The organism is Paeniglutamicibacter sp. GQ140 (assembly GCF_059759235.1).
In genome coordinates, this window is the sequence record NZ_JCAXDW010000004.1 from 16,118 (window position 1) to 36,034 (window position 19,917).

Here is a 19,917-nt window from a genome sequence, read left to right on the forward strand (position 1 = left end):
GTGGCTAGGCACCTCCCAGCAGCATGCGGGCCTCGCCGACCAGCGTGATGGACCCGGTGACGAGCACGCCGCCGCCGAAGTCCTCCCCGGCCTCGGAGCGTCCCACGGCCCATTCCAGGGCGTCGTCCAGGCGCTCGGTGACGAAGATGTCCTCCTCGTTGAACCCGGCCTCCAGCGCCATTCCCGCCAGTTCCCCGGCGGGGATGGCCCGCGGGGAGTTGGACTGGGTGATGCAGATGTCCTCGGTGAGGTCCAGGTAGGATTCGCGCAGCTGCGCGAGCATGGCCGGGGCGTCCTTCTCCGCGAGGATCCCGATGACCAGCACCAGCTTGGTGAAGCCGAAGGATTCCTTCACCGCGGCCGCCGAGGCGCGGATGCCGTCGGGGTTGTGCCCAGCGTCAAGCAGCACCGTCGGGGCCTTGCGGATGACCTCCAGGCGCCCGGGGCTGGTGGCGGCGCCGAAGCCCTCCATCACCAGGTCGTGGTTCAGCGGGGTTTCCCCGCCGCCGATGAACGCCTCGACCGCGGCCAGGGCCACGGCGGCGTTCTGCGCCTGGTGCTCGCCGTGCAGCGGCAGCAGGATGCCGGGGTAGCGCCCGGCCAGGCCCTGCAGGTCGATCTGCTGGCCGCCGACGGCCACGGTGCGGTTTTCGACGCCGAACTCCACGCCCTCGAACCTGTAGGGGACCTCGAGCCCGCGGGCGCGTTCCAGCAGCACCTGGGCCGCGTCGGCGGGCTGCGCGCTGGAGACCATGAAGCCGCCGGGCTTGATGATGCCTGCCTTCTCGTCGGCGATCAGCTCGACGGTGTCGCCCAGCAGGTCGGTGTGGTCTAGGGAGATCGGGGTGAACACCGAGACCTGGCCGTCGCCCACGTTGGTGGCGTCGGTGATCCCGCCCAGCCCGACCTCGATGATCGCCACGTCCACCGGGGTGTCGGCGAAGACCGCGAAGCCCAGGATGGTCACTGCCTCGAAGTAGGTCAGCCGGTTCTCGCCCTTGGCGGCGAGCTCGTCGTCGACGATCTGCAGGTAGGGGCGGATCTCGTCCCAGATCCGCACGAACGTCTCATCGTCCACCGACTCCCCGTCGATCGCGATGCGCTCGGTGACCGAGACCAGGTGCGGGGAGGAATAGCGCCCGGTGCGCAGGTCGTGGGCGCGCAGCAGGGATTCGATCATCCGCGCCGTGGAGGTCTTCCCGTTGGTGCCGGTGACGTGGATGATCGGGTAGGCCTTGTTCGGCTCCCCCAGGATCTCCATGGCCCGGCGCATGGGTTCCATGCGCGGCTCGATCTTGTTCTCCGGCGCGCGGGCCAGAAGCTCCGCGTAGACGCTCTCTACCGAGAACCTGTCAAAGGTGTTGCTCATGTGGTGGGTCCCATTTCCTTGTCGGCGGCCTCGGCCGCTGCAACGGTTTCAACGCTGACCACGGGGGCCTGGCCGTCGGGCCCGGCCACCAGGACCAGCCCGAGGCTGAGCGTCTCGCCCTTGATGAGCTCGGCGTTGGCGTGCAGCGCCGCCACGGTGGCGGCGTCGGCGGTGATCTCGGTGCGGATGCGGTCCGAGACCAGAAGGTCGGCGTCCTTGCGGGCCGACTGGATGGCGCGGATCATGTCCCGTGCCGTGCCCTCGGCCGCCAGCTCCTCGGTGACTTGCGTGTCAAGCACCAGGAAGCCGCCGCCGGGCAGCACCGCTGCGGCGATCGAGTCGGCGCCCTCGGTGGCCTCCACGACGGTCTCGAGCGTGTACTCGTGTTCCTGGAGCCCCAGTCCCCCGGCGGTGACCACTCCGGCCTCGTCCACCGACCAGTCCCCGGACTTGGCGCCCTTGATGGCCACCTGCACGTTCTTGCCCAGGCGCGGGCCCGCGGCGCGGGCGTTGACGACCAGGCGCTGGCTGATGCCGTATTGCCCGGCGTCGGCCTGGCCGGCGTCCAGGAGCGTGAGCGAGCGCAGGTTCAGCTCGTCGCGGATGATCCCGGCGAACGTCCCCTCCAGCGCCGCGGCGCCCGGCACGGCCACGGTCATGCCGGCCAGCGGCAGGCGCACGCGCAGGTTCGCCGCCTTGCGCAGCGAGGAGCCGACCGAGGCGATCTTGCGGGTGGTCTCCATCGCGGCGACCAGCTCGTCGTCGCGGAGGAAGAGCTCCGCGTCGGGCCACTCGGCCAGGTGCACCGAGCGCCCGCCGGTCAGCCCGCGCCAGATTTCCTCGGTGGCCAGCGGCAGCAGCGGGGCCGCGACGCGGGTCAGGGTCTCCAGCGCGGTGTACAGGGTGTCGAAGGCGCGGGTGTCCTCGTCGAAGAAGCGCTGGCGGCTCCGGCGCACGTACCAGTTGGTCAGCGTGTCCATGTAGCGGCGGATCGTTTCGGCTGCCTCGGAGATGTCGTAGGCATCCAGCGACGCGGTGACCTCGCGGACCAGGTCCCCGGTGGCAGCCAACATGTACGCATCGAGCGGGTCGGTGGAGCTGTGCGCGATCTTCGCTTCGTAGCCGGCGCCGCCGTTGGCCGCGTTGGTGTAGAGGGAGAAGAAGTGCCAGACGTTCCACATCGGCAGCAATACCTGGCGCACGCCCTCGCGGATGCCCTGCTCGGTGACGACCAGGTTGCCGCCGCGCAGGATCGGGGAGGCCATCAGGAACCAGCGCATGGCGTCGGAGCCGTCGCGGTCAAGGACCTCGTTGACGTCCGGGTAGTTGCGCAGCGACTTGGACATCTTCTGTCCGTCGCTGCCCAGCACGATGCCGTGGCTGATCACGTTCTTGTATGCGGGGCGGTCAAAGAGCGCGGTGGAGAGCACGTGCATGGTGTAGAACCAGCCGCGGGTCTGCCCGATGTACTCGACGATGAAGTCAGCCGGGTGGTGGGTGTCGAACCAGTCCTTGTTCTCGAACGGGTAGTGCGCCTGGGCGTAGGGCATCGACCCGGAGTCGAACCACACGTCCAGCACGTCCTCGACGCGGCGCAGCGTGCCGGCATCGGCGCAGCCCTCATGCGCGCGGACCAAATCGTCGATGAACGGGCGGTGCAGATCCGGCTGTCCCTCGTTGTTCAGCGGCAGGCGCCCGAAGGCCGCCTTGATCTCATCCAGCGAGCCGTGGACCTCGCGGTGGGTGCAGTTCGCGCCGTCGCATTCCCAGACCGGGATCGGGGATCCCCAGTAGCGGTTGCGGGAGATCGACCAGTCCCGGGCGTTGGCCAGCCACTTGCCGAACTGGCCGTCCTTCACGTTCTCCGGGATCCAGTTGATCTGCTGGTTCAGCTCCAGCATCCGGTCCTTGACCTTGGTCACCTCGACGTACCAGGAAGAGATGGCGCGGTAGATCAGCGGGGTGCGGCAGCGCCAGCAGTGCGGGTAGGAGTGCACGTAGGAGGCCTGCTTGATGAGCCGCGCATCGCCCTTGAGCACGTTGGTGATGGCCTTGTTGGCCTCGAAGGCCTGCACGCCGACGATTTCCGCCAGCTCGCCACCTTTGAACACCGGCAGGAACTTCGCGCCCTCGTCGATGGAGAGGATCACCGGGATGCCGGCGGCCTCGCAGATCTTCTGGTCCTCCTCGCCGTAGGCCGGGGCCTGGTGGACGATGCCGGTGCCGTCGGTGGTGGTGACGTAGTCGGCGACCAGCAGCTGCCACGCGTTGCCGGTGTTCCAGGTGTCCGCGTCGGCGAAGGTGTCCCAGAGCGGTGCGTACCTGATCCCGGCAAGGTCCGCACCGGTGTGGCGCGCGGTGATGGCGGCGGCGGCCGCGGCGGCATCGGCGTAGCCCAGGTCCTTGGCGTAGGAGCCGAGCAGGTCCTCGGCCAGCATGAAGCTTCCGGTGGCCCCGGAGGCCTTCACGCCGTTCTCGCCGGCGGGCAGCACGACGTAGACGACGTCGGGTCCCACGGCCAGGGCCATGTTGGTCGGCAGCGTCCAGGGGGTGGTGGTCCAGGCCAGGGCCTGCACGCCGGCGAGCTCCTTGGAGACCGCGGACTCCCCGGCCAGCAGCGGGAAGGAGACGGTGACGGTCTGGTCCTGGCGGTCCTTGTAGACGTCGTCGTCCATGCGCAGCTCGTGGTTGGACAGCGGGGTCTCGTCCTTCCAGCAATACGGAAGCACGCGGAAGCCCTTGTAGGTCAGCCCCTTGTCGTGCAGCTGCTTGAAGGCCCAGATGACCGATTCCATGTACTCGACGTTCAGCGTCTTGTAGTCGTTCTCGAAGTCGACCCAGCGCGCCTGGCGGGTGACGTAGTCCTGCCACTCGTCGGCGTACTTCATCACCGAGGAGCGGCAGGCGTCGTTGAACTTGTCGATGCCCATGGCCTCGATCTGCGCCTTGTCGCTCATGCCCAGCTGCTTCATGGCCTCGAGCTCGGCCGGCAGTCCGTGGGTGTCCCAGCCGAAGCGGCGCTCCACGCGGGAGCCGCGCTGGGTCTGGTAGCGGGCGACCAGGTCCTTGACGTACCCGGTGAGCAGGTGGCCGTAGTGCGGCAGGCCGTTGGCGAAGGGGGGGCCGTCGTAGAAGACGAACTCGTTGGCCCCGTCAACACCTGCATCGCGGGCGTCAATGGAGGCCTGGAAGGTCGAATCGTCCTTCCAGTAGGAAAGGACCCGTTCCTCGATCTCCGGGAAGCGGGGAGAGGATGGCGTTGTGCCATGCGGGTCGGTCGAGGCCTTGGGGTAGCTGGTCATCTGCGGCAGTCCTGGTGATCGAAGGCGCGTGGGCGCTTAGGCGTTCTCCAACACAGGGACGAGTCGAAGCAATTGGTCGCTCCACCTCGCGGTACCACCCCGCTTGCCCGGTTCGCCCCGGAATTACCCGGACCGTCCCTGGCCGCTCGTTGACTGCTGTGACGGGCTTACCCGCTTGGTTCTACCGGGTTCTCCCCCGGCACGCCGGGTGTTCACCGTTCTTCCAAGGACTCGCCGGTGATTGCCGGGTCGACGTCATGTTGCCACAAGTCTAGCGCGCCTTGGCGCCCGGCGCTCAATCCCGGCGATCGCGGTGATCCGGGAGCCGCCGGAGCGGGTTATCCACAATTTCCCCGCGGCCGCCCCGCGGGCGGCGTTCCCGGCCCATGCTGGATCCATGACCAACACGCCAGCGCTTGCGGCGACGGTGCTGGACGCCATGTCGATGGCACTTTCCTGCACCACCGCTACCCCGGACGAGCGGGCCTCGGAGCCCTGCACCCGGGGCGATGGGTTGCGCGAGCTGGCGATCCTCGCGCCGGTTCTTCGGGCGGTGCTCAAACGGGCAGCCGCCTCCGTCGGCTCGTCCCCGGTGCTTGCCGCGGCCTTCGTGGCGCTCACCGAGGCCATCCACCGGCAGGCCGGCTACGGCCAGCTGCTGGCCGCCTCCCGCGCCGTCGACGCGCAGGTGCACACCATCACCGAGGCGCCGCTGGCCGAACTCAACGAGCTCCTGCGCGATCCGGTCGCCTTCGCCGCCGCACCGGAGCTGCCCGTCGATGTGCCGACGCGTCCCGGGACCACGCCGCTGTTCCGCGACGACACCGATTTCCTGGCCGGCGAGCTGAACCTCACGCACTTCCAGGCCCAGCACCGCGTGCAGAGCGCCGAGAACCTGGTCCCGCACACCGGGTTCAACGGCTCCCTCGTCCCGCCGAGGTTCCCGCTGCTGGGCCAGGTGCTCGACGACGCCGCCGCGGACCCGAAAGCGCTGGCCACGCTGGCCCGGAAATTCGATAATCTCGCCCCCTCCCGCGACCGGATGGACGACGGGGAGGCCGGCCGGGCGCTGGAGGCGGAGCTGGCCGAGGCCGCGCGCACCCGCAATTCCCAGGGCACCGAGAAACTGCTCAAGGACCAGGCGAAGCGGCTCGACGATGCGACGGCGACCCGCCGCGAGGCGGCCGAGGAGATGTTCGTCGGCGCCTACTACCTCGGACACACCCGCAAGGGCTACGAGTACAAGGTCATCACCACCGCGGAGGGCCACGAACTGCTGGCCACCGCCGCCGACATCCTCAACAGTCCCAGGACCAGGGCCGGGACTGCGCCCGCTCCCGTCCCGGAGGCGGGCCCGCCCATCCCCGAATGGGCCATCGACCAGAACACCCCGGTCGGGGAACGGCCCGTGGCAGGGTTCACCGACCTGGGGCAGCCCCCGCAGCTGGAGCCCGCCGTCGAGATGCGGCCCGGGGAATCGATCGAGGCTGCGCTGAGCCGCCAACGGGCCCGCCGCCTGCACCAGCTCATCATCGATTCGGTGCGCATCACCACCAGCCCGGCGGAACCCGGCTCCCCGGATGCCGCCGACGGGCAGATGCCATTGGCCCCCAACTTCACGATGAACGTGACCATCACCCTGGAAACGTTCATGGGCCAGCTCGATGCCGCCGGGATCACCGACCACGGCGAAGACATTTCACCGGCCAGCTGCCGGCGCATCGCCTGCAACGCCGGGATCATCCCGAGCGTGCTGGACGGTGCCGGGGTCCCGCTCGAGCTTGGGCGGACACGACGATACTTCAACCGCGCCCAGCGCCGCGCCATCGCGGTGCGCGACAAGGGCTGTGCCAACCCCGGGTGCACCATGCCGCCGAACCGGTGCGAGGCGCACCACGTGGATGCCTGGAACCTCGGCGGCAGGACCGATGTCTCGCGGGGCTGCCTCTTGTGTCCAATGTGCCACCAGGCGTACCACGCGGGCAGGTTCCGGATCGAGATGATCCGCGGGAGGCCCTATGTCATCCTGCCCGCATCCCGCGATCCCCTGCAGCTGCCGCGGCTCAATTGGATCTTCCACCCCGCGGCCGAACCCCAGCGGGCGGCCTGATCCCCTCACCTCGGGAGCGGCAGGCCGCCCGCGGCACGGCGCAAAAGTGACGTCTAGTTCAACACGGTGTTTTCGACCTTCCACGCCGTCAGGCGCGGGTACACCCAGAACGAATAGATGCCCAGGGTGATGATGCACAACAGGAACCACTTCACCCACAGCCCGAAGATACCCCACCCGGTGCCGGCGAACTGCAGCGGCCTACCCATCAGGAAGGTGTTCCTGGCCCGCCAGCGCTCCACCAGCACCACCGCAAAGGGATAGCAAATCCCCAGCGTGAAGATGGTGATGGCCATGCCCAGCAATTGCGTGCCGAACCACGTTGCCGCTCCCCCGCGGAATTCGAAGACCGGTGTTCCGGGCGGGAAGTTCCCCAGTGCCGCAACACCCGTTCCGGGCTGGTTGTTTCCGCTGGCCTGCATGCTCATGACGCTTCTCCCCCTGGTGCCGAACGGATGGCCGGCGAGGTGCCGACCATCCGCGCTTGTCCCCCGAGCCTAGCCGGGCACGACCACGTTTTGCCGACACCCGCCGCCGAACGCCCGTCCGGCCCGGTGGCCGCCGGCTCAGCCGCGGGAGGCCGCCGGCTCGTCCACCGCGCGGGACACTGCAACCATCTCGGCGCGGTCAACGACCTTGACCCGCTCGCGCGCCACCGGTCCCTGCGGGGTAGGCGCCGGGTCTGCCGCGGTCCCGAGCGCCTGCTCGTGCGCATCCAGCGCGATCCAGCCGTCCCAGCTGGTGTAGGCGACTTTCTTGGCGTCCAGCAGCGCGGTCACCGCATCGGGTGCGGGGTTCGCTGCAACCGGCAGCTCGTTGAGGTCCGCGAGCAGGTGGGCGATGGTCTCGGCGGCGTCGGACTTGGTGTGGCCGATCAGCCCGATGGGGCCGCGCTTGATCCAGCCGGTGGCGTAGAGCCCGGGCACCTGGGTGCCGGCGGCATCCAGCACCTTGCCCTCGAGGTTGGGCACCGTGCCGGTGCGCCCGTCGTATTCGATCTCCGGCAGCGCCGAGCCGAAGTAGCCGATGGCGCGGTAGATGGCCTGGACCGGGTAGTCGATGAGCTCGCCGGTGCCGCGCGCGTTTCCGGTGCCGTCGAGCTCCTGGCGCTCGAACCTGATGCCGGCGACCTTGCCGTCGGTGCCGGTGACCTCCACCGGGGAATGCAGGAAGTGCAGGTGCAGCCGGCGGCGCGGGCGCCCGGACTCGGTGGCGTCGACGGCCTCCCCGCGTTCCTCGCGCTCCTCCTGTTCGATCAGCCAGTTGGTCAGCGTGCCGACCATGGTCTTGACCTGGTTGTTGGTCTTGATCGCGGCGTCGGAGGCGGCGTCGAACTCGAAGTCCTCCGGGTAGAGCACGATGTCCACGTCCTGGCTGTGCGAAAGCTCGCGCAACTCCAGCGGCGTGAACTTGACCTGGGCAGGTCCCCGGCGGCCGAAGACGTGCACGTCGGTGACCGGGGAGGCGGCCAGGCCGCGGTACACGTTCTCGGGGATCTCGGTGACCAAGAGGTCCTCGGGGTGCTTGGAGAGCACGCGGGCCACGTCCAGGGCCACGTTGCCGTTGCCGAGCACCGCGATTTCCGTGGCCTCCAGCGGCCAGGTGCGCGGCACGTCCGGGTGCCCGTCGTACCAGGAGACGAAGTCCGCGCCGCCGTGCGAGCCCTCCAGCTCGATGCCCGGGATGTTCAGGTCCGCGTCGTTGATGGCGCCGGTGGCGAAAATGGCGGCGTCGTAGTGCTCGCGCAGCTCCGCGATCGACAGGTCGGTTCCGTAGTCCACGTTCCCGAAGAAGCGGATGTCCCCGCGGTCCAGCACCTTGTGCAGCGCCTTGACGATGCCCTTGATGCGCGGGTGGTCCGGGGCGACGCCGTAGCGGATCAGCCCGTACGGTGCCGGGTAGCGGTCGAAGAGGTCGATCGCGAGCTCGAAGTCGCGCTCGGCCTTGGTCAGGATGTCCGCGGCGTAGACTCCGGCGGGGCCGGCGCCGATGATGGCAACGCGCAGCGGGCGGCCGGCGAAGGCGGCGGGTGTCGCCGCCGGTGCCGGTGCGGATGGGTGTTTCTGGGGCATGGGGGTCCTCCTGGGGTATGGCCGGTTTGGTGGGGTGTTGGGGTGTGCTCAGCCGGCGGGCAGCAGCTGCCGGGTGCCGGCCGGCGCCAGGGCCCCGGCGGCGTGCGGGCTGATGCGCACCACGTCGCCGATGACGATCACCGCGGGGTTCGCCACGCCGATCCGCGCGGCGGTGTCGGCGATGGCATCGAGCCGGTCGATGGTGATGCGCTGGTCCGGGCACCAGCCGCGCTCGATGATCGCCACGGGGGTGTCGGCGGGCAGCCCGCGGCCCAGCAGCGTGGCGGCGTTGCGTGCCAGCCGGGCCACGCCCATGAGCAGGACCAGGGTGTGGTCGGGGCGGGCCGGCAGTTCGGCCAGCTCCTCGTGGCCGGTGGCCATCGAGAAGCCGGTGGCCACCCCGCGGTGGGTGACGGGGATTCCGGCGGCGGCGGGCACCGAGATGGCGCTGGTGACCCCGGGGACGACGGACACCTCGACGCCGTGCGCACGGCAGTGGGCCGCTTCCTCGCCGCCGCGGCCCAGCACGAACGGGTCCCCGCCCTTGAGCCGCACCACGCGGTTGCCCGCCCGTGCCTCGGCGACCAGCACCGCGTTGATCTCATCCTGCGTGGCCAGGTGGTCGCCGGGGGCCTTGCCGACCTCGATGACGCGCACGGACGGGTCGAGTTCGCCCAGCAGCCCGCGCGGGCCGAGCCGGTCGGCGACCACCACGTCGGCGGCGGCCAGCAGCCGGCGCCCGGTGACGGTGATGAGCCCGGGATCGCCCGGGCCTCCCCCGACCAGGGCCACGGAGCCGGGCCCGGAGCGGCGGCGGCGCAGCGGCAGCAGCCCGGTGTCCGCTGCCAGCGCGATGGCGTTGCGCAGCCCGGCGGCCCGGCGCGGGTCCCCGCCGGCGGTGACCGCCACGGTGGTTCCCTCCCCGGTCCGCGCGACGGCGGGGGTCCAGGCGCTGGAGGCGGCGTGGTCCGAGGCGTTGACGCACCAGGTCTGCCGCGCGTCGGCATCGGCCGAGACCCGGGCGTCCAGCTCCGTGTTCCCGGTGGCGGTGTGGGCCAGCCACATGCCCTCCAGGTCCCCGGGCGCATAGCCGCGCCTTAGCCAGAGCAGCTTCCCGGCGGCCGCTGCCTCGGCGATGGGCCCGACGGCCTCCGGGGCGATGACGGTGATCTTCGCGCCGGCCTCCAGCAGCTGGGCGATGCGTCGTGCCGCCACCTTTCCGGCGCCCACGCAGAGCACGTCCTTTCCGGCCAGGCGCAGGGCCAGCGGGTGGATGGGTGAATCGTTGGATGCCGTCATGGCCTGCTCCCTGGGGTGGGTCCGATGGTGGGTGGGGTGGTGCGTGCGGTGGGGTGGTGCGGGTGGGGGGATTGCCGCCGGCTCATCGCCCGGCCCCCGGGGCCAGGCCGCGGCGGCGCAGCAGCCTGCGCTCCAGCGGGGCGAAGACCAGCAGCTCGATCACGATGCCGACGACCAGGATGGCCAGGATCGCGCAGCAGACCACCGCCATCGAGGACAGGTCCCGGCCCTGCTGCAGCAGCGAACCCAGGCCGAAGCCGATCGACCCGCCGACGGCGATGATCTCCGCCGCCATCAGCGAGCGCCAGGAAAACGCCCAGCCCTGCTTGAGCCCGGCCAGGTAGCCGGGCAGCGCCGCCGGCAGCACGATGCGCAGCAGGCCCTGGGCGCGGGAGGCGCCGAGCACCGTGCCGAGCCGCCGGTATTGCGGCGGGACGGTGTCCACGCCGGAGAGCAACCCGTTGATGATCGACGGGGTGGCGCCCATGACGACCACGAAGTAGACGGTGGCGTCGGTGAGGCCGAACCAGATGATGGCCGCCGGCACCCAGGCGACGCTGGGCAGCACCTGCAGGCCGGAGACCAGCGGGCCGATCCCGCGGCGCAGCACGGCGGAGGCCGAGAGCAGCAGCCCCAGCGGGGTGCCGATGGCCAGTGCCAGCAGGAAGCCGAGCACGCCGCGCTGCAGCGAGGTCGCCACGGCCTCGGCCAGCCTGCCGTCGGCGGCCAGCGTCGCGGCGGCGCCCAGGACCTCGCCGGGGCCCGGGACCAGGTCCACGCGCGGGGAGGCGAACCAGGCAACCAGTTGCCACAGGCTCAGCAGGGCCAGCAGCGTGCCCAGCGGCAGCAGCACCCGCGTGGCGGCGGGCCGCCGCGGGGCCGCGGGGCCCTCCTGCAGGTGGTCCAGGCCGGCCTCGAGTTCCCTCAGGTCCTCGACGGTGCCCTCGATCCGGTTTTCGACGGTCGCGGTGGCGCTAGTGGGCATGGTGGCGGATCTCCTCGCGTAGCCGGGCGGTGATGTCTTGGGTCAGTGCCGCGGCCGCGGCCGGGTCGCTGCGCACCGATGCGTCGATCTGCCATTGGGCGGCAACGCGCCCGGGGCGGGAGGAGAGCAGCAGCACGCGCTGGCCCAGCCGCACGGCCTCGCGGACGTTGTGCGTCACGAACACCACGGTGCGCCGGTGGGCGCGCCATAGCCGTTCCAGCTCGTCGTGCAGCAGGTCGCGGGTGATCGCATCCAGCGCCGCAAACGGCTCGTCCATCAGCAGCACCGGCCTGTCCTGCCCGAGCGCGCGGGCCAGCGAGGCGCGCTGGCGCATGCCGCCGGAAAGCTCGTGCGGGCGCTTGGCCCCGGCATCGGAGAGGTGGACCAGCTCCAGCAGACCGTCGGCCCGTTCCCGGCGTTCGGCGCGCGGGATGCCGCGCAGTTCCAGGGCGAGCTCGATGTTGGCGCGGGCGGTGAGCCAGGGCAGCAGCGCGGCGTCCTGGAACATGAAGGCGGCACCTCCCGCCGGGACGCTGACGGATCCGGCCGTGGGCGGTTCGAGCCCGGCGATCACGTTCAGCAGCGTGGACTTGCCGCAGCCCGAGGCGCCGAGCACCGCCACGAACTCGCCCGTCGCGATTGTGGTGCTGATGCCGGAGAGCACCGGCGCGGCGCCGTAGTCCTTGGAGAGGTTCTCGATGACGATGCTCATGCCCCCGCCCCCGCTCCGCCATCGGCGCGTGCGGTCCGGGCCGCTTCCAGGAACGAGGTGTCCACCAGCCCGTCGAGGCCTGCGGGCTCGGCCAGCGATGCGGCGACGGCGTTGGCCTGCAGCCGCGGGTAGGCGCCTGCCAGCGGGTCGGCCGTGAAGGACAGATTTCCCAGCGCGCGTTCCAGCACGGCGGGCTCCAGCGCGGCACCGGCGCCGGCGGCCAGCTGCTTGTTCAGCGTCGTGAGCACCTCGGGCCGGGCCGCGGTGTTGATCCAGTCCAGCGCGGCAAGGTGGCCGCGCAGCAGCGCGTCGACGGTTTCCCGGTGGCGGGCGGCGAAGTCCGGGGAGACGGCGAGGACCGTGGTGGGGAATTTGCCCGGCGCGCCGGTGTCCTTCCCGTCCCACAACTCGGCTTCGTCCACCAGCACGCGCGCGCCGGCCTCCAGCACCAGCCGGGAGGACCATGGCTCGGGCAGCCAGGCGCCGTCGATGGCCCCGGAGCGGAAGAGCTCCAGCGTCTGCGCATTGGCGGTGGGGGTGATCGCCACCTCCCCGCCGCGCAGGTCGGTTTCCAGCCCCCGGGCCGCGAGCCAGGTGCGCAGGGCGACGTCCTGGGTGCCGCCGAGCTGCGGGGTGGCCAGCGTCGCCCCGCGCAGGGCTGCGGCGTCGGCGATCCCGGCGCGGACCACCAGCTGGGCCCCTCCCGCCGCGGCCCCGGCCACCACGCGCAGCCCGCGCCCGCCGCTGGAGGTGAACGCCGCGATCGCCGGGTTGGGCCCCAGGTAGGCGGCGTCGATGGCCCCGGCGTTCAGCGCCTCGACGGCGGCGGGGCCGGCCCCGAAGATGCTCGTTTCCAGCGTGGTGCCCGAGCCCTCCAGCTCGCGGGCGAACAGGCCCCTGGCGGTGCCCACGAGCGCCGGGGCGTGCGTGAGATTGGCGAAGAAGCCCAGCCGCAGGGCGGGCGCGCCAGAGGCCGGCGCGGCGCCCGCCGACCCGGGCCGCGGCACCGTGGTGGTGGCGGCGGCCCCGAGCACCAGCAGGCCCAGCAGCCCGGTGCCGCCGGCGAGCAGGGCACGCCGGCCGGGGCCGCGGTGCGGCCCGGCGGCGGTGTACCGGATGGTGTCCATGGCGCAGGTGTCCTTCGTTGTCGATGTGGTGCGGGAGCGGGGTGGGCGAAAAGCGGGGTGCGGCGGTGCGGACCGGCGGCGCTAGCCGGCGGTCGCGGGCCGGTCGCCGATGAGCCCGGCGGCCAGCGTGTTGCCGTCCTGCGGGTCGATGACCAGGAACGCCCCGGTGCGGTGGTGGCGGGCGTAGGGCTCGGTGGGCAGTTCGCCGGCCAGCCGCAGTGCCACCGCGCCGATGTCGTTCAGTTCCAGCCCGGCGGCGGGCAGCAGCCCGAAGTCCTCCAGGTCCAGCCGGCCCTCGATGGCGGTGACCTTCGCCCGCACCGTCGCGGTCCCGTGCTTGATGAGCACGCTCGCGCCGGGGTGCAGCGTTTTGGGCGAGAGCCAGCACAGCCGGGCGGACAGGTCAGCCGAGGAGTCCGGCAGCGTGCCGGCCGCCGCGATGGTGTCCCCGCGGGCGATGTCCAGCTCGTCGGCAAGCCGCAGCGCCACCGAGGCCGGCGCCGCGGCGGAATCCAGCCGGACCCCGGCGGCATCGATCGCGGTGACGGTGGTGTCCCGGCGCGGCGCCCCCGGGGAGGCGATGGTGACGGCGTCCCCCACGGCGATCGAGCCCTCGGTGATGGCCCCGGCGTAGGCGCGGTAGTCGCGGAACTCCTCCGCCGCCAGCCCCGGGGCCAGCGCACCCTGGGGGCGCAGCACCAGCTGGACCGGGAAGCGGAAGTCCTCGGCGATGGCCTGTGCCTCATCGCGCGTGGGCAGCGACTCGAGCAACCCCAGCAACGTTTCCCCGGTGTACCAGGGGGTGCGCGCGGAGCGCTCCACCACGTTGTCCCCGACCAGCGCGGAGACCGGCAGGGTGTGCGGCACCGGCAGCCCCAGGCCCGCGGCCACCGCGGCCACGTCGGCGGCGATGTCCGCGAAGCGCCCGGCGTCGTAGTCGATCAGGTCGATCTTGTTCACCGCGATGACCACGTTGGGCACGCGCAGCAGGCCGATCACGCCCAGGTGCCGGCGGGTCTGCTCCAGCACCCCCTTGCGGGCGTCGATGAGCACGATGGCGGCATCGGCGGTGGAGGCGCCGGTGACGGTGTTGCGGGTGTACTGCACGTGTCCGGGGCAGTCGGCGAGCACGAAGGAGCGCTCCCCGGTGGAGAAGTAGCGGTAGGCCACGTCGATGGTGATGCCCTGTTCGCGTTCGGCGCGCAGCCCGTCGGTGAGCAGCGCCAAATCCAGGGTGCCGTCCCCGCCGCCGAAGCCGGTGGCGGCGGAGGTGCGGGCCAGGGTCTCGAGGGTGTCGGCGAGGACCACCTTCGCGTCGTGGAGCAGCCGGCCAACGAGTGTCGACTTGCCGTCGTCCACCGAGCCGGCGGTGGCGAAGCGGAAGAGCCCGCGTCGGCCGAGCTGCGGCGCGGCGGTGTCCGCGGCGGTGTCCGCGGCGGTGTCCAGGTTCGTGGTGCTCATTAGAAATACCCGTCCTTCTTGCGGTCTTCCATGGCCGCCTCGGAGATGCGGTCGTCCGCGCGGGTGGCCCCGCGTTCGGTGATGGTGGTGGTGGCGACCTCGGCGATGACCTTCGCGACCGTGTCGGCCTCGGAGAGCACCGCCCCGGTGCAGGACATGTCCCCCACGGTGCGGTAGCGCACGGTGCGGCGCACCGTGGGCACCCCGTCCCCGGGCCGGCTGAATGCGCCGACGGCCCGCCACATGCCGGAGTGCTCGAAGACCTCGCGCTGATGGGCGTAGTAGAGCGGGGGCAGCGCGATGTTCTCGCGCTCGATGTAGCGCCAGATGTCCAGCTCGGTCCAGTTGCTGATGGGGAAGGCGCGGACGTGCTGGCCCGGGGTGTGGCGCCCGTTGTACAGGTTCCACAGTTCGGGGCGCTGGTTGCGCGGGTCCCACTGCCCGAACTCGTCGCGCAGCGAGAGGATGCGTTCCTTGGCCCGCGCCTTGTCCTCGTCGCGGCGCCCGCCGCCAAAGAGCACGTCGAACCTGTTGGCCTCGATGGCGTCGAGCAGCGGGGTGGTCTGCAGCGGGTTGCGGGTCCCGTCGGCACGCTCGGTGAGCCGGCCGTCGTCGATGTAGTCCTGCACGCGTGCCACCTCCAGGCGCAGCCCCAGCTCGCGGACCGTGGCGTCCCGGAACTCGATGACCTCGTCGAAGTTGTGCCCGGTGTCCACGTGCAGCACCGGGAAGGGGACAACCCCGGGCCAGAAGGCCTTGGTGGCCAGGTGCAGCATGACCACCGAGTCCTTGCCGCCGGAAAACAGCATGGCGGGGCGTTCGAACTCGGCAACGACTTCGCGCAGAATGTGGATGGATTCGGCCTCCAACGCGTCCAGCACGTCGACGGACGGTGCCGTGATCTCCGGTGCGGTGATGCTCATCTCTGGCTCCTTCGTGGGTGGGAAGTGGTAGGGGGTGCGGGCGAGGCTCATTGGTGGATGCCGCATTCGGTCTTGGCGACCCCGGCCCAGCGGCCTGCCCGCGGGTCCTCGCCCTCGGCCACCGGCCGGGTGCAGGGGGCGCAGCCGATCGAGGGGTAGCCGTTGGAGAGCAGCAGGTTCACCGGGACGCTGTGCGTGGTGGCGTGGGAAATCAGCTCGTCGAAGCTCCAGCCGGCCAGCGGGTTGACCTTGATCAGTCCGTGCGCCGCATCCCAGGTGATCAGCGGGGTGTTGGTGCGGGTGGGGGCCTCCTCGCGGCGGACCCCGGTGAACCAGAGCCGGTAGCCGGAGAGCGCCCGGGCCAGCGGTTCCATCTTGCGCAGCCGGCAGCAGGTGCCCGGGTCGCGCTCGTGCAGCCTGGGCCCGTACTCGGCGTCCTGCTCCTCGACCGTGCGCACGGGCAGGACGTCGACGATCCGCACGTCCAGGGAGGCCGCGACCTCGTTGCGGGTCGCGTGGGTTTCGGCGAAGTGGTAGCCGGTCTCCAGGAAGAGCACGTCGACACCGGGCAGCTGTTCGGCGACGACCGCCGGCAACACGGCGTCGGCCATCGAGCAGGCGACCGCTACCTCCGCAACGGAGAAGTTCGCCGCCACCCAGGCGATGACCTCGGTGGCGGAGGCGTCAAGGCCCAGCTCGGCGGCGCCGGCCTCGGCCAGCGCGCGGTCAGCGGCCACGCTGTCAGCGGTCTTTAGGTCGGCGGCGTTCATACAACGTCCTCATCCGCGGCGCGGTGTGACCAGGTGGCGAAGGATTCGCCGTCCTGGGAACCGGCCGAGTAGTTTTCCAGTACCCGCTCGATGTAGTCGGGCAGCTCCTGCGCGGTGACCTTGAGTCCACGCACGGTGCGGCCAAGCCCCGCCTCCCCGCGTTCGCTGGAGGCAAGTCCCCCGCCCAGGTGGACCTGGAATCCGGGGGTCTGCCCGCCGTTGCCATCTGGCAGCAGCTGGCCCTTGAGCCCGATGTCGGCGGTCTGGATCCGGGCGCAGGAGTTCGGGCAGCCGTTCACGTGCAGGCTCAGGGCCGCGGGCAGCCGCACCGCCGATTTGGCGGCGAAGCGTGCCTCGAGTTCGGCCACAGCCGCGATGGTGGTGTCCTTGGTGTCAACGATCGCCAGCTTGCAGAACTCGATGCCGGTGCAGGCGATCGCGGAGCGGCGGAAGATCGAGGGAGCCGTGGCCAGACCCAGGGCATCAAGCTCCGCGGCTGCGGCGGCCACCGACTCACCCGGGATGTCCAGGGCCAGCAGCTTTTGGTGCGGGGTGGTGCGCAAGCGCCTGGAGCCGTGGCGCTCCAGCAGGTCGGCCAGTTCCAGCAGCAGCGTGCCGGAGAGACGGCCGGCGTTCGGGCTGGCGCCGATGTAGAAGCGTCCGTCCTTCTGCTCGTGGATCCCCACGTGGTCCCCCGGCGTGGTGGGAGCATCCGGCACCGGCCCGTCGGGCAGTGCGTAGCCCAGGTACTCGGTTTCCAGCACTTCGCGGAAGCGCGCGGGTCCCCAGTCGGCCATCAGGAACTTCAGCCGCGCCTTGTTGCGCAAACGCCGGTACCCGTAGTCGCGGAAGATCGACACGACCCCCAGCCACACGTCCGCGGCGATCTCGGGGCGGATAAATGTACCAAGCCGCTCGGCCAGCCGGGCGTTGGTTGACAGTCCGCCGCCGACCCACAGGTCGTAGCCGGGTCCGAGCTCGGGGTGAATGGCGGCGATGAGCGCGATGTCGTTGATCTCGTGCACCACGTCCTGGGACGGGTGACCGGAGATGGCCGTCTTGAACTTGCGCGGCAGGTTCGCCAGTTCGGGATCCCCGATGAAGCGCTCACGGATCTCGGCGATGACCGGGGTCGGGTCCAGGATCTCGTCCTTCGCGATGCCCGCCACCGGGGAGCCGAGGATGACACGGGGCACGTCCCCGCAGGCCTCGGTGGTGTCCAGGCCCACGGCCTCGAGCCGACGCCAGATCTCCGGCACGTCCACCACATCGATCCAGTGCAGCTGGATGTTCTGCCGGTCGGTCACGTCCGCGGTGTCCCGGGCGAAGTCGCGGGAGATCCCCCCGATGGTGCGCAGCTGGTCGGTGGAAAGGGTGCCGCCGTCGATGCGCACGCGGAGCATGAAGTAGCGGTCCTCGAGCTCGTGCGGCTCCAGGGTGGCGGTGCGCCCGCCGTCGATGCCGGGCTTGCGCTGGGTGTAGAGGCCCCACCAGCGGAAGCGGCCGTGCAGGTCGGTGGGGTCGATGGAGTCGAAGCCGCCGCGGGCGTAGACGGTTTCGATGCGCTCGCGCACGTTCAGCCCGTTGTCGTCCGCCTTGAACGCCTCGTTGGCGTTCAGCGGGGCGGGCCCGTCGATCTTCCACTGTCCGTGCGGCTTGGCCGCCGGGCGGGCGGGCCGGGTGCGTGCCGGGGTGTCGGTTGCCTGTGTCATGGCTTCGACACTAGGGCGGGTCCGCGGCGGCCCGCCAACGCCACCGACCCGCGGCGTCACGCCGTAACGCGGCGACCTATTCGGTGTCGGCGGACCCCGCGGACAGGGCCTCTGAGAGTCTTCCGGCGACACATTTCGCGATTGTGACGCCCGGGAGCAGCGCCCCCGACACATAGTCGGCGCCGCTTCCGGCCAGCCGGTCGTGGAAGAACCCCGGGGCCAGCAGGAAGCTGGCGACGCCCACCCGGCGGGCCCCCGCGGCGCGGGCCGCGGCCACGGCCTCGGGCACCGACGGCGCGGCTGCCGAGCAATAGGCCACCGCGACCTCCTGGCCCAGTTCTGCGGCGAGCAGCCCGGCCATCCGGGCCGCCTGCAGTGCTCCGGCCTCGACGCGGGTGCCCGCCGCGGCGAGCACCACCGCGTCCCCGGGCCGGTGCCCTGCCTCGGCCAGCCGGCGGGCCAGCACCGCGGCCAGTCGCGGGTCCGGGCCCACCGGTGCGCTCACGCCGGTGTGCGGGCGCGCGGCCGCGGCATCGGCGATGTCCACGCGGCTGTGGAAGCCCTCGGAGAGCAGCAGGGGTGCCACGATGGCTTCCTCGCCGGGAGGCAGTGCGGCAAGCACCGCTCCCAGCCGGGGTTCCTGCACGTCGACGTAGGCCTCGTGGACGGCCGCATCGATGCCGTCGGCCGCGAGCTGCACGGCAAGGTCGTCGCGCAACCCGTCGACGAGCCGCCGCCCGTGGGGATTGTCGGTGCCGTGGGCGCAGGCAACCACGTGCAGCCGCCCCGGCCCCGGGCCGCCGGCGGTGCCGCTCACGCCTGGCCGCGGATCAGTTTGTGGGCCGCGGCCTGCGCCACCGGGCGGACGACGATCTCGTCGAGGTTCACGTGGTGCGGGGCGTTGACGGCGTAGGAAACGACGTCGGCGATGTCCTCCGCGGTCAGCGGCCTGGCCACCCCGGCGTAGGGCTTTTGGGCCAACTCGCGGTCCCCGCCCATGCGGCGCAGCGCAAATTCCTCGGTGTGCACCAGGCCCGGGAGCACCTCGATGACCCGCACGTTGTGCTCCACCTCCTCCAGCCGCAGCGCCTGGGTGAGTGCGCGCTGCGCCGCCTTGGCTGCGTTGTAGCCGGACCCGCCCTCGTAGCTGACCAGCCCGGCGGTCGAGGTCAGGTTGAGCACGGTGCCCTCGCCGTGGGCGCGGAGCATCGGCAGGAACGCGCGGGTCATCTTCATCGTGCCCATGACGTTGGCCTGGAGCATGAAGTCCCAGTCCTCGTTCTTGGCCTCGGCCAGGTAGTCGGCGCCGCGGGCGCCGCCGGCGATGTTGATCAGCGTGTCGATGCCTCCGCCGGCCTCGACGGCCGCCAGCAGGGCGGCGACCTGGGCGTCGTCGGTGACGTCCGCGGGAACCGGCACGGCGCCGGTTTCCCCGGCGAGCGCCGCAAGCCGCTCGGCGCGGCGGGCAACCGCGTAGACCTTCCATCCGGAGGCGGTCAGGGCGCGGACGGTGGCCTCCCCGATGCCGCTGGAGGCCCCGGTGACGACGGCTGCGTGCTGGATGACTGGATTCTGTGATGACATGACCAAAGCCTATCCAGCAGGTCGGCCGGCCCCCAAGCGCCATGTCGGTTCGTGGCGCGGGGAGGCACCGGTCCCGGTTGCCCGTCCCGGCCTAGGTCCCCTGCTGCGCCTCGCGCAGGAAATCGAGGAGCACCACCGCGTGGTTGTGCACGGTGTCGCGGGCCGCGTAGAGCAGCACCACGTCCTGGTGTTCCCGCGCGATGCCCAGCAGCCGTTGCGCCCCCGCGGCGGCGGACCCGGCCTCCAGCTCGTGGCGGTAGTGGTCGGTGAACTCGGTGAAACGCTCGGCCTTGTGGCTGAAGGCGACGCGCAGCTCGGTGGAGGGGGCGACGTCCTTGGCCCAGTCATCGAGCGCCGCCCGCTCCTTGCCGAGTCCGCGTGGCCACAGGCGGTCAACTAGGATCCGATAGCCGCCATCGGCGGGCTCGTAGGCGCGCAGCAATCGAAAAGTACCCATCCCAAGACCCTAGGACCAAATCGGCAATTCTTCC

16 protein-coding genes are annotated in these 19,917 nt (G+C 71.3%); 1 reads left to right on the top strand and 15 read right to left on the bottom strand.

Annotated features, from left to right (window positions below):
- Window positions 1-4: 4 nt before the first annotated feature.
- The gene (locus AC6CHY_RS06770; RefSeq protein WP_217387810.1) at window positions 5-1,369 is read right to left on the bottom strand and encodes a bifunctional folylpolyglutamate synthase/dihydrofolate synthase; all 1,365 of its coding nucleotides are present in this window, start codon (window positions 1,367-1,369) and stop codon (window positions 5-7) included.
- Window positions 1,366-4,671 (bottom strand): isoleucine--tRNA ligase, encoded by a 3,306-nt coding sequence (gene ileS / locus AC6CHY_RS06775; protein ID WP_498226224.1) that lies wholly within the window; start codon window positions 4,669-4,671, stop codon window positions 1,366-1,368. Before ileS ends, AC6CHY_RS06770 begins: the two co-directional genes overlap by 4 nt.
- A gap of 397 nt (window positions 4,672-5,068) precedes the next feature.
- Between ileS and AC6CHY_RS06780 the strand changes: the two genes are divergently transcribed.
- On the top strand, window positions 5,069-6,781 hold the full coding sequence (locus AC6CHY_RS06780; protein WP_498226226.1) for an HNH endonuclease signature motif containing protein: 1,713 nt from the start codon (window positions 5,069-5,071) through the stop codon (window positions 6,779-6,781).
- 53 nt (window positions 6,782-6,834) lie between these two features.
- Here AC6CHY_RS06780 and AC6CHY_RS06785 read toward each other — a convergent pair whose 3' ends face one another.
- The 13 genes from AC6CHY_RS06785 to AC6CHY_RS06845 all read right to left on the bottom strand — a co-directional run bounded on the left by AC6CHY_RS06785 (window position 6,835) and on the right by AC6CHY_RS06845 (window position 19,883).
- A complete protein-coding gene (locus AC6CHY_RS06785) occupies window positions 6,835-7,209 on the bottom strand; it encodes a DUF898 family protein (protein WP_254455838.1) in 375 nt (124 codons plus the stop codon).
- Window positions 7,210-7,347: 138 nt separating this feature from the next.
- Complete coding sequence (locus tag AC6CHY_RS06790) at window positions 7,348-8,853, bottom strand: FAD-dependent oxidoreductase (RefSeq protein WP_498226229.1); 1,506 nt, start codon at window positions 8,851-8,853, stop codon at window positions 7,348-7,350.
- Window positions 8,854-8,901: 48 nt separating this feature from the next.
- Window positions 8,902-10,152, bottom strand: a complete 1,251-nt coding sequence (gene cobA / locus AC6CHY_RS06795) for a uroporphyrinogen-III C-methyltransferase (protein ID WP_498226231.1) — start codon at window positions 10,150-10,152, stop codon at window positions 8,902-8,904.
- Between the two features lie 82 nt (window positions 10,153-10,234).
- A complete protein-coding gene (locus AC6CHY_RS06800) occupies window positions 10,235-11,137 on the bottom strand; it encodes an ABC transporter permease (RefSeq protein WP_498226233.1) in 903 nt (300 codons plus the stop codon).
- The gene (locus AC6CHY_RS06805) at window positions 11,127-11,849 is read right to left on the bottom strand and encodes an ABC transporter ATP-binding protein (protein WP_498226235.1); all 723 of its coding nucleotides are present in this window, start codon (window positions 11,847-11,849) and stop codon (window positions 11,127-11,129) included. Before AC6CHY_RS06805 ends, AC6CHY_RS06800 begins: the two co-directional genes overlap by 11 nt.
- Window positions 11,846-12,976, bottom strand: coding sequence for an ABC transporter substrate-binding protein (locus AC6CHY_RS06810; protein ID WP_498226237.1), 1,131 nt, complete (start codon window positions 12,974-12,976; stop codon window positions 11,846-11,848). Before AC6CHY_RS06810 ends, AC6CHY_RS06805 begins: the two co-directional genes overlap by 4 nt.
- An 81-nt stretch (window positions 12,977-13,057) precedes the next feature.
- Window positions 13,058-14,437: a sulfate adenylyltransferase subunit 1 gene (locus tag AC6CHY_RS06815; protein WP_498226239.1), complete on the bottom strand. Its 1,380-nt coding sequence runs from the start codon at window positions 14,435-14,437 to the stop codon at window positions 13,058-13,060.
- Window positions 14,437-15,360, bottom strand: a complete 924-nt coding sequence (gene cysD, locus AC6CHY_RS06820) for a sulfate adenylyltransferase subunit CysD (RefSeq protein WP_498226241.1) — start codon at window positions 15,358-15,360, stop codon at window positions 14,437-14,439. The genes AC6CHY_RS06815 and cysD overlap by 1 nt, the downstream gene beginning before the upstream one ends.
- Before the next feature lie 47 nt (window positions 15,361-15,407).
- Window positions 15,408-16,130 (bottom strand): phosphoadenylyl-sulfate reductase, encoded by a 723-nt coding sequence (locus AC6CHY_RS06825; RefSeq protein ID WP_217387800.1) that lies wholly within the window; start codon window positions 16,128-16,130, stop codon window positions 15,408-15,410.
- Complete coding sequence (locus tag AC6CHY_RS06830) at window positions 16,127-17,842, bottom strand: nitrite/sulfite reductase (protein ID WP_498226242.1); 1,716 nt, start codon at window positions 17,840-17,842, stop codon at window positions 16,127-16,129. The genes AC6CHY_RS06825 and AC6CHY_RS06830 overlap by 4 nt, the downstream gene beginning before the upstream one ends.
- Before the next feature lie 76 nt (window positions 17,843-17,918).
- The gene (locus AC6CHY_RS06835; protein WP_498226244.1) at window positions 17,919-18,659 is read right to left on the bottom strand and encodes a sirohydrochlorin chelatase; all 741 of its coding nucleotides are present in this window, start codon (window positions 18,657-18,659) and stop codon (window positions 17,919-17,921) included.
- A complete protein-coding gene (locus AC6CHY_RS06840) occupies window positions 18,656-19,426 on the bottom strand; it encodes an SDR family oxidoreductase (RefSeq protein ID WP_498226246.1) in 771 nt (256 codons plus the stop codon). The genes AC6CHY_RS06835 and AC6CHY_RS06840 overlap by 4 nt, the downstream gene beginning before the upstream one ends.
- Before the next feature lie 91 nt (window positions 19,427-19,517).
- Window positions 19,518-19,883, bottom strand: a complete 366-nt coding sequence (locus tag AC6CHY_RS06845; RefSeq protein WP_217387797.1) for a DUF488 domain-containing protein — start codon at window positions 19,881-19,883, stop codon at window positions 19,518-19,520.
- Window positions 19,884-19,917 lie beyond the last annotated feature (34 nt).

What these genes read in the sequence shown, in the direction of transcription:
- AC6CHY_RS06830 (WP_498226242.1), bottom strand. Translation starts at nt 17,842, where the DNA reads ATGACACAGGCAACCGACACCCCGGCACGCACCCGGCCCGCCCGCCCG.
- AC6CHY_RS06840 (WP_498226246.1), bottom strand. Translation starts at nt 19,426, where the DNA reads ATGTCATCACAGAATCCAGTCATCCAGCACGCAGCCGTCGTCACCGGG.
- AC6CHY_RS06790 (WP_498226229.1), bottom strand. Translation starts at nt 8,853, where the DNA reads ATGCCCCAGAAACACCCATCCGCACCGGCACCGGCGGCGACACCCGCC.
- AC6CHY_RS06805 (WP_498226235.1), bottom strand. Translation starts at nt 11,849, where the DNA reads ATGAGCATCGTCATCGAGAACCTCTCCAAGGACTACGGCGCCGCGCCG.
- AC6CHY_RS06800 (WP_498226233.1), bottom strand. Translation starts at nt 11,137, where the DNA reads ATGCCCACTAGCGCCACCGCGACCGTCGAAAACCGGATCGAGGGCACC.
- cobA (WP_498226231.1), bottom strand. Translation starts at nt 10,152, where the DNA reads ATGACGGCATCCAACGATTCACCCATCCACCCGCTGGCCCTGCGCCTG.
- AC6CHY_RS06780 (WP_498226226.1), top strand. Translation starts at nt 5,069, where the DNA reads ATGACCAACACGCCAGCGCTTGCGGCGACGGTGCTGGACGCCATGTCG.
- AC6CHY_RS06825 (WP_217387800.1), bottom strand. Translation starts at nt 16,130, where the DNA reads ATGAACGCCGCCGACCTAAAGACCGCTGACAGCGTGGCCGCTGACCGC.
- ileS (WP_498226224.1), bottom strand. Translation starts at nt 4,671, where the DNA reads ATGACCAGCTACCCCAAGGCCTCGACCGACCCGCATGGCACAACGCCA.
- AC6CHY_RS06815 (WP_498226239.1), bottom strand. Translation starts at nt 14,437, where the DNA reads ATGAGCACCACGAACCTGGACACCGCCGCGGACACCGCCGCGGACACC.
- cysD (WP_498226241.1), bottom strand. Translation starts at nt 15,360, where the DNA reads ATGAGCATCACCGCACCGGAGATCACGGCACCGTCCGTCGACGTGCTG.
- AC6CHY_RS06845 (WP_217387797.1), bottom strand. Translation starts at nt 19,883, where the DNA reads ATGGGTACTTTTCGATTGCTGCGCGCCTACGAGCCCGCCGATGGCGGC.
- AC6CHY_RS06770 (WP_217387810.1), bottom strand. Translation starts at nt 1,369, where the DNA reads ATGAGCAACACCTTTGACAGGTTCTCGGTAGAGAGCGTCTACGCGGAG.
- AC6CHY_RS06785 (WP_254455838.1), bottom strand. Translation starts at nt 7,209, where the DNA reads ATGAGCATGCAGGCCAGCGGAAACAACCAGCCCGGAACGGGTGTTGCG.
- AC6CHY_RS06810 (WP_498226237.1), bottom strand. Translation starts at nt 12,976, where the DNA reads ATGGACACCATCCGGTACACCGCCGCCGGGCCGCACCGCGGCCCCGGC.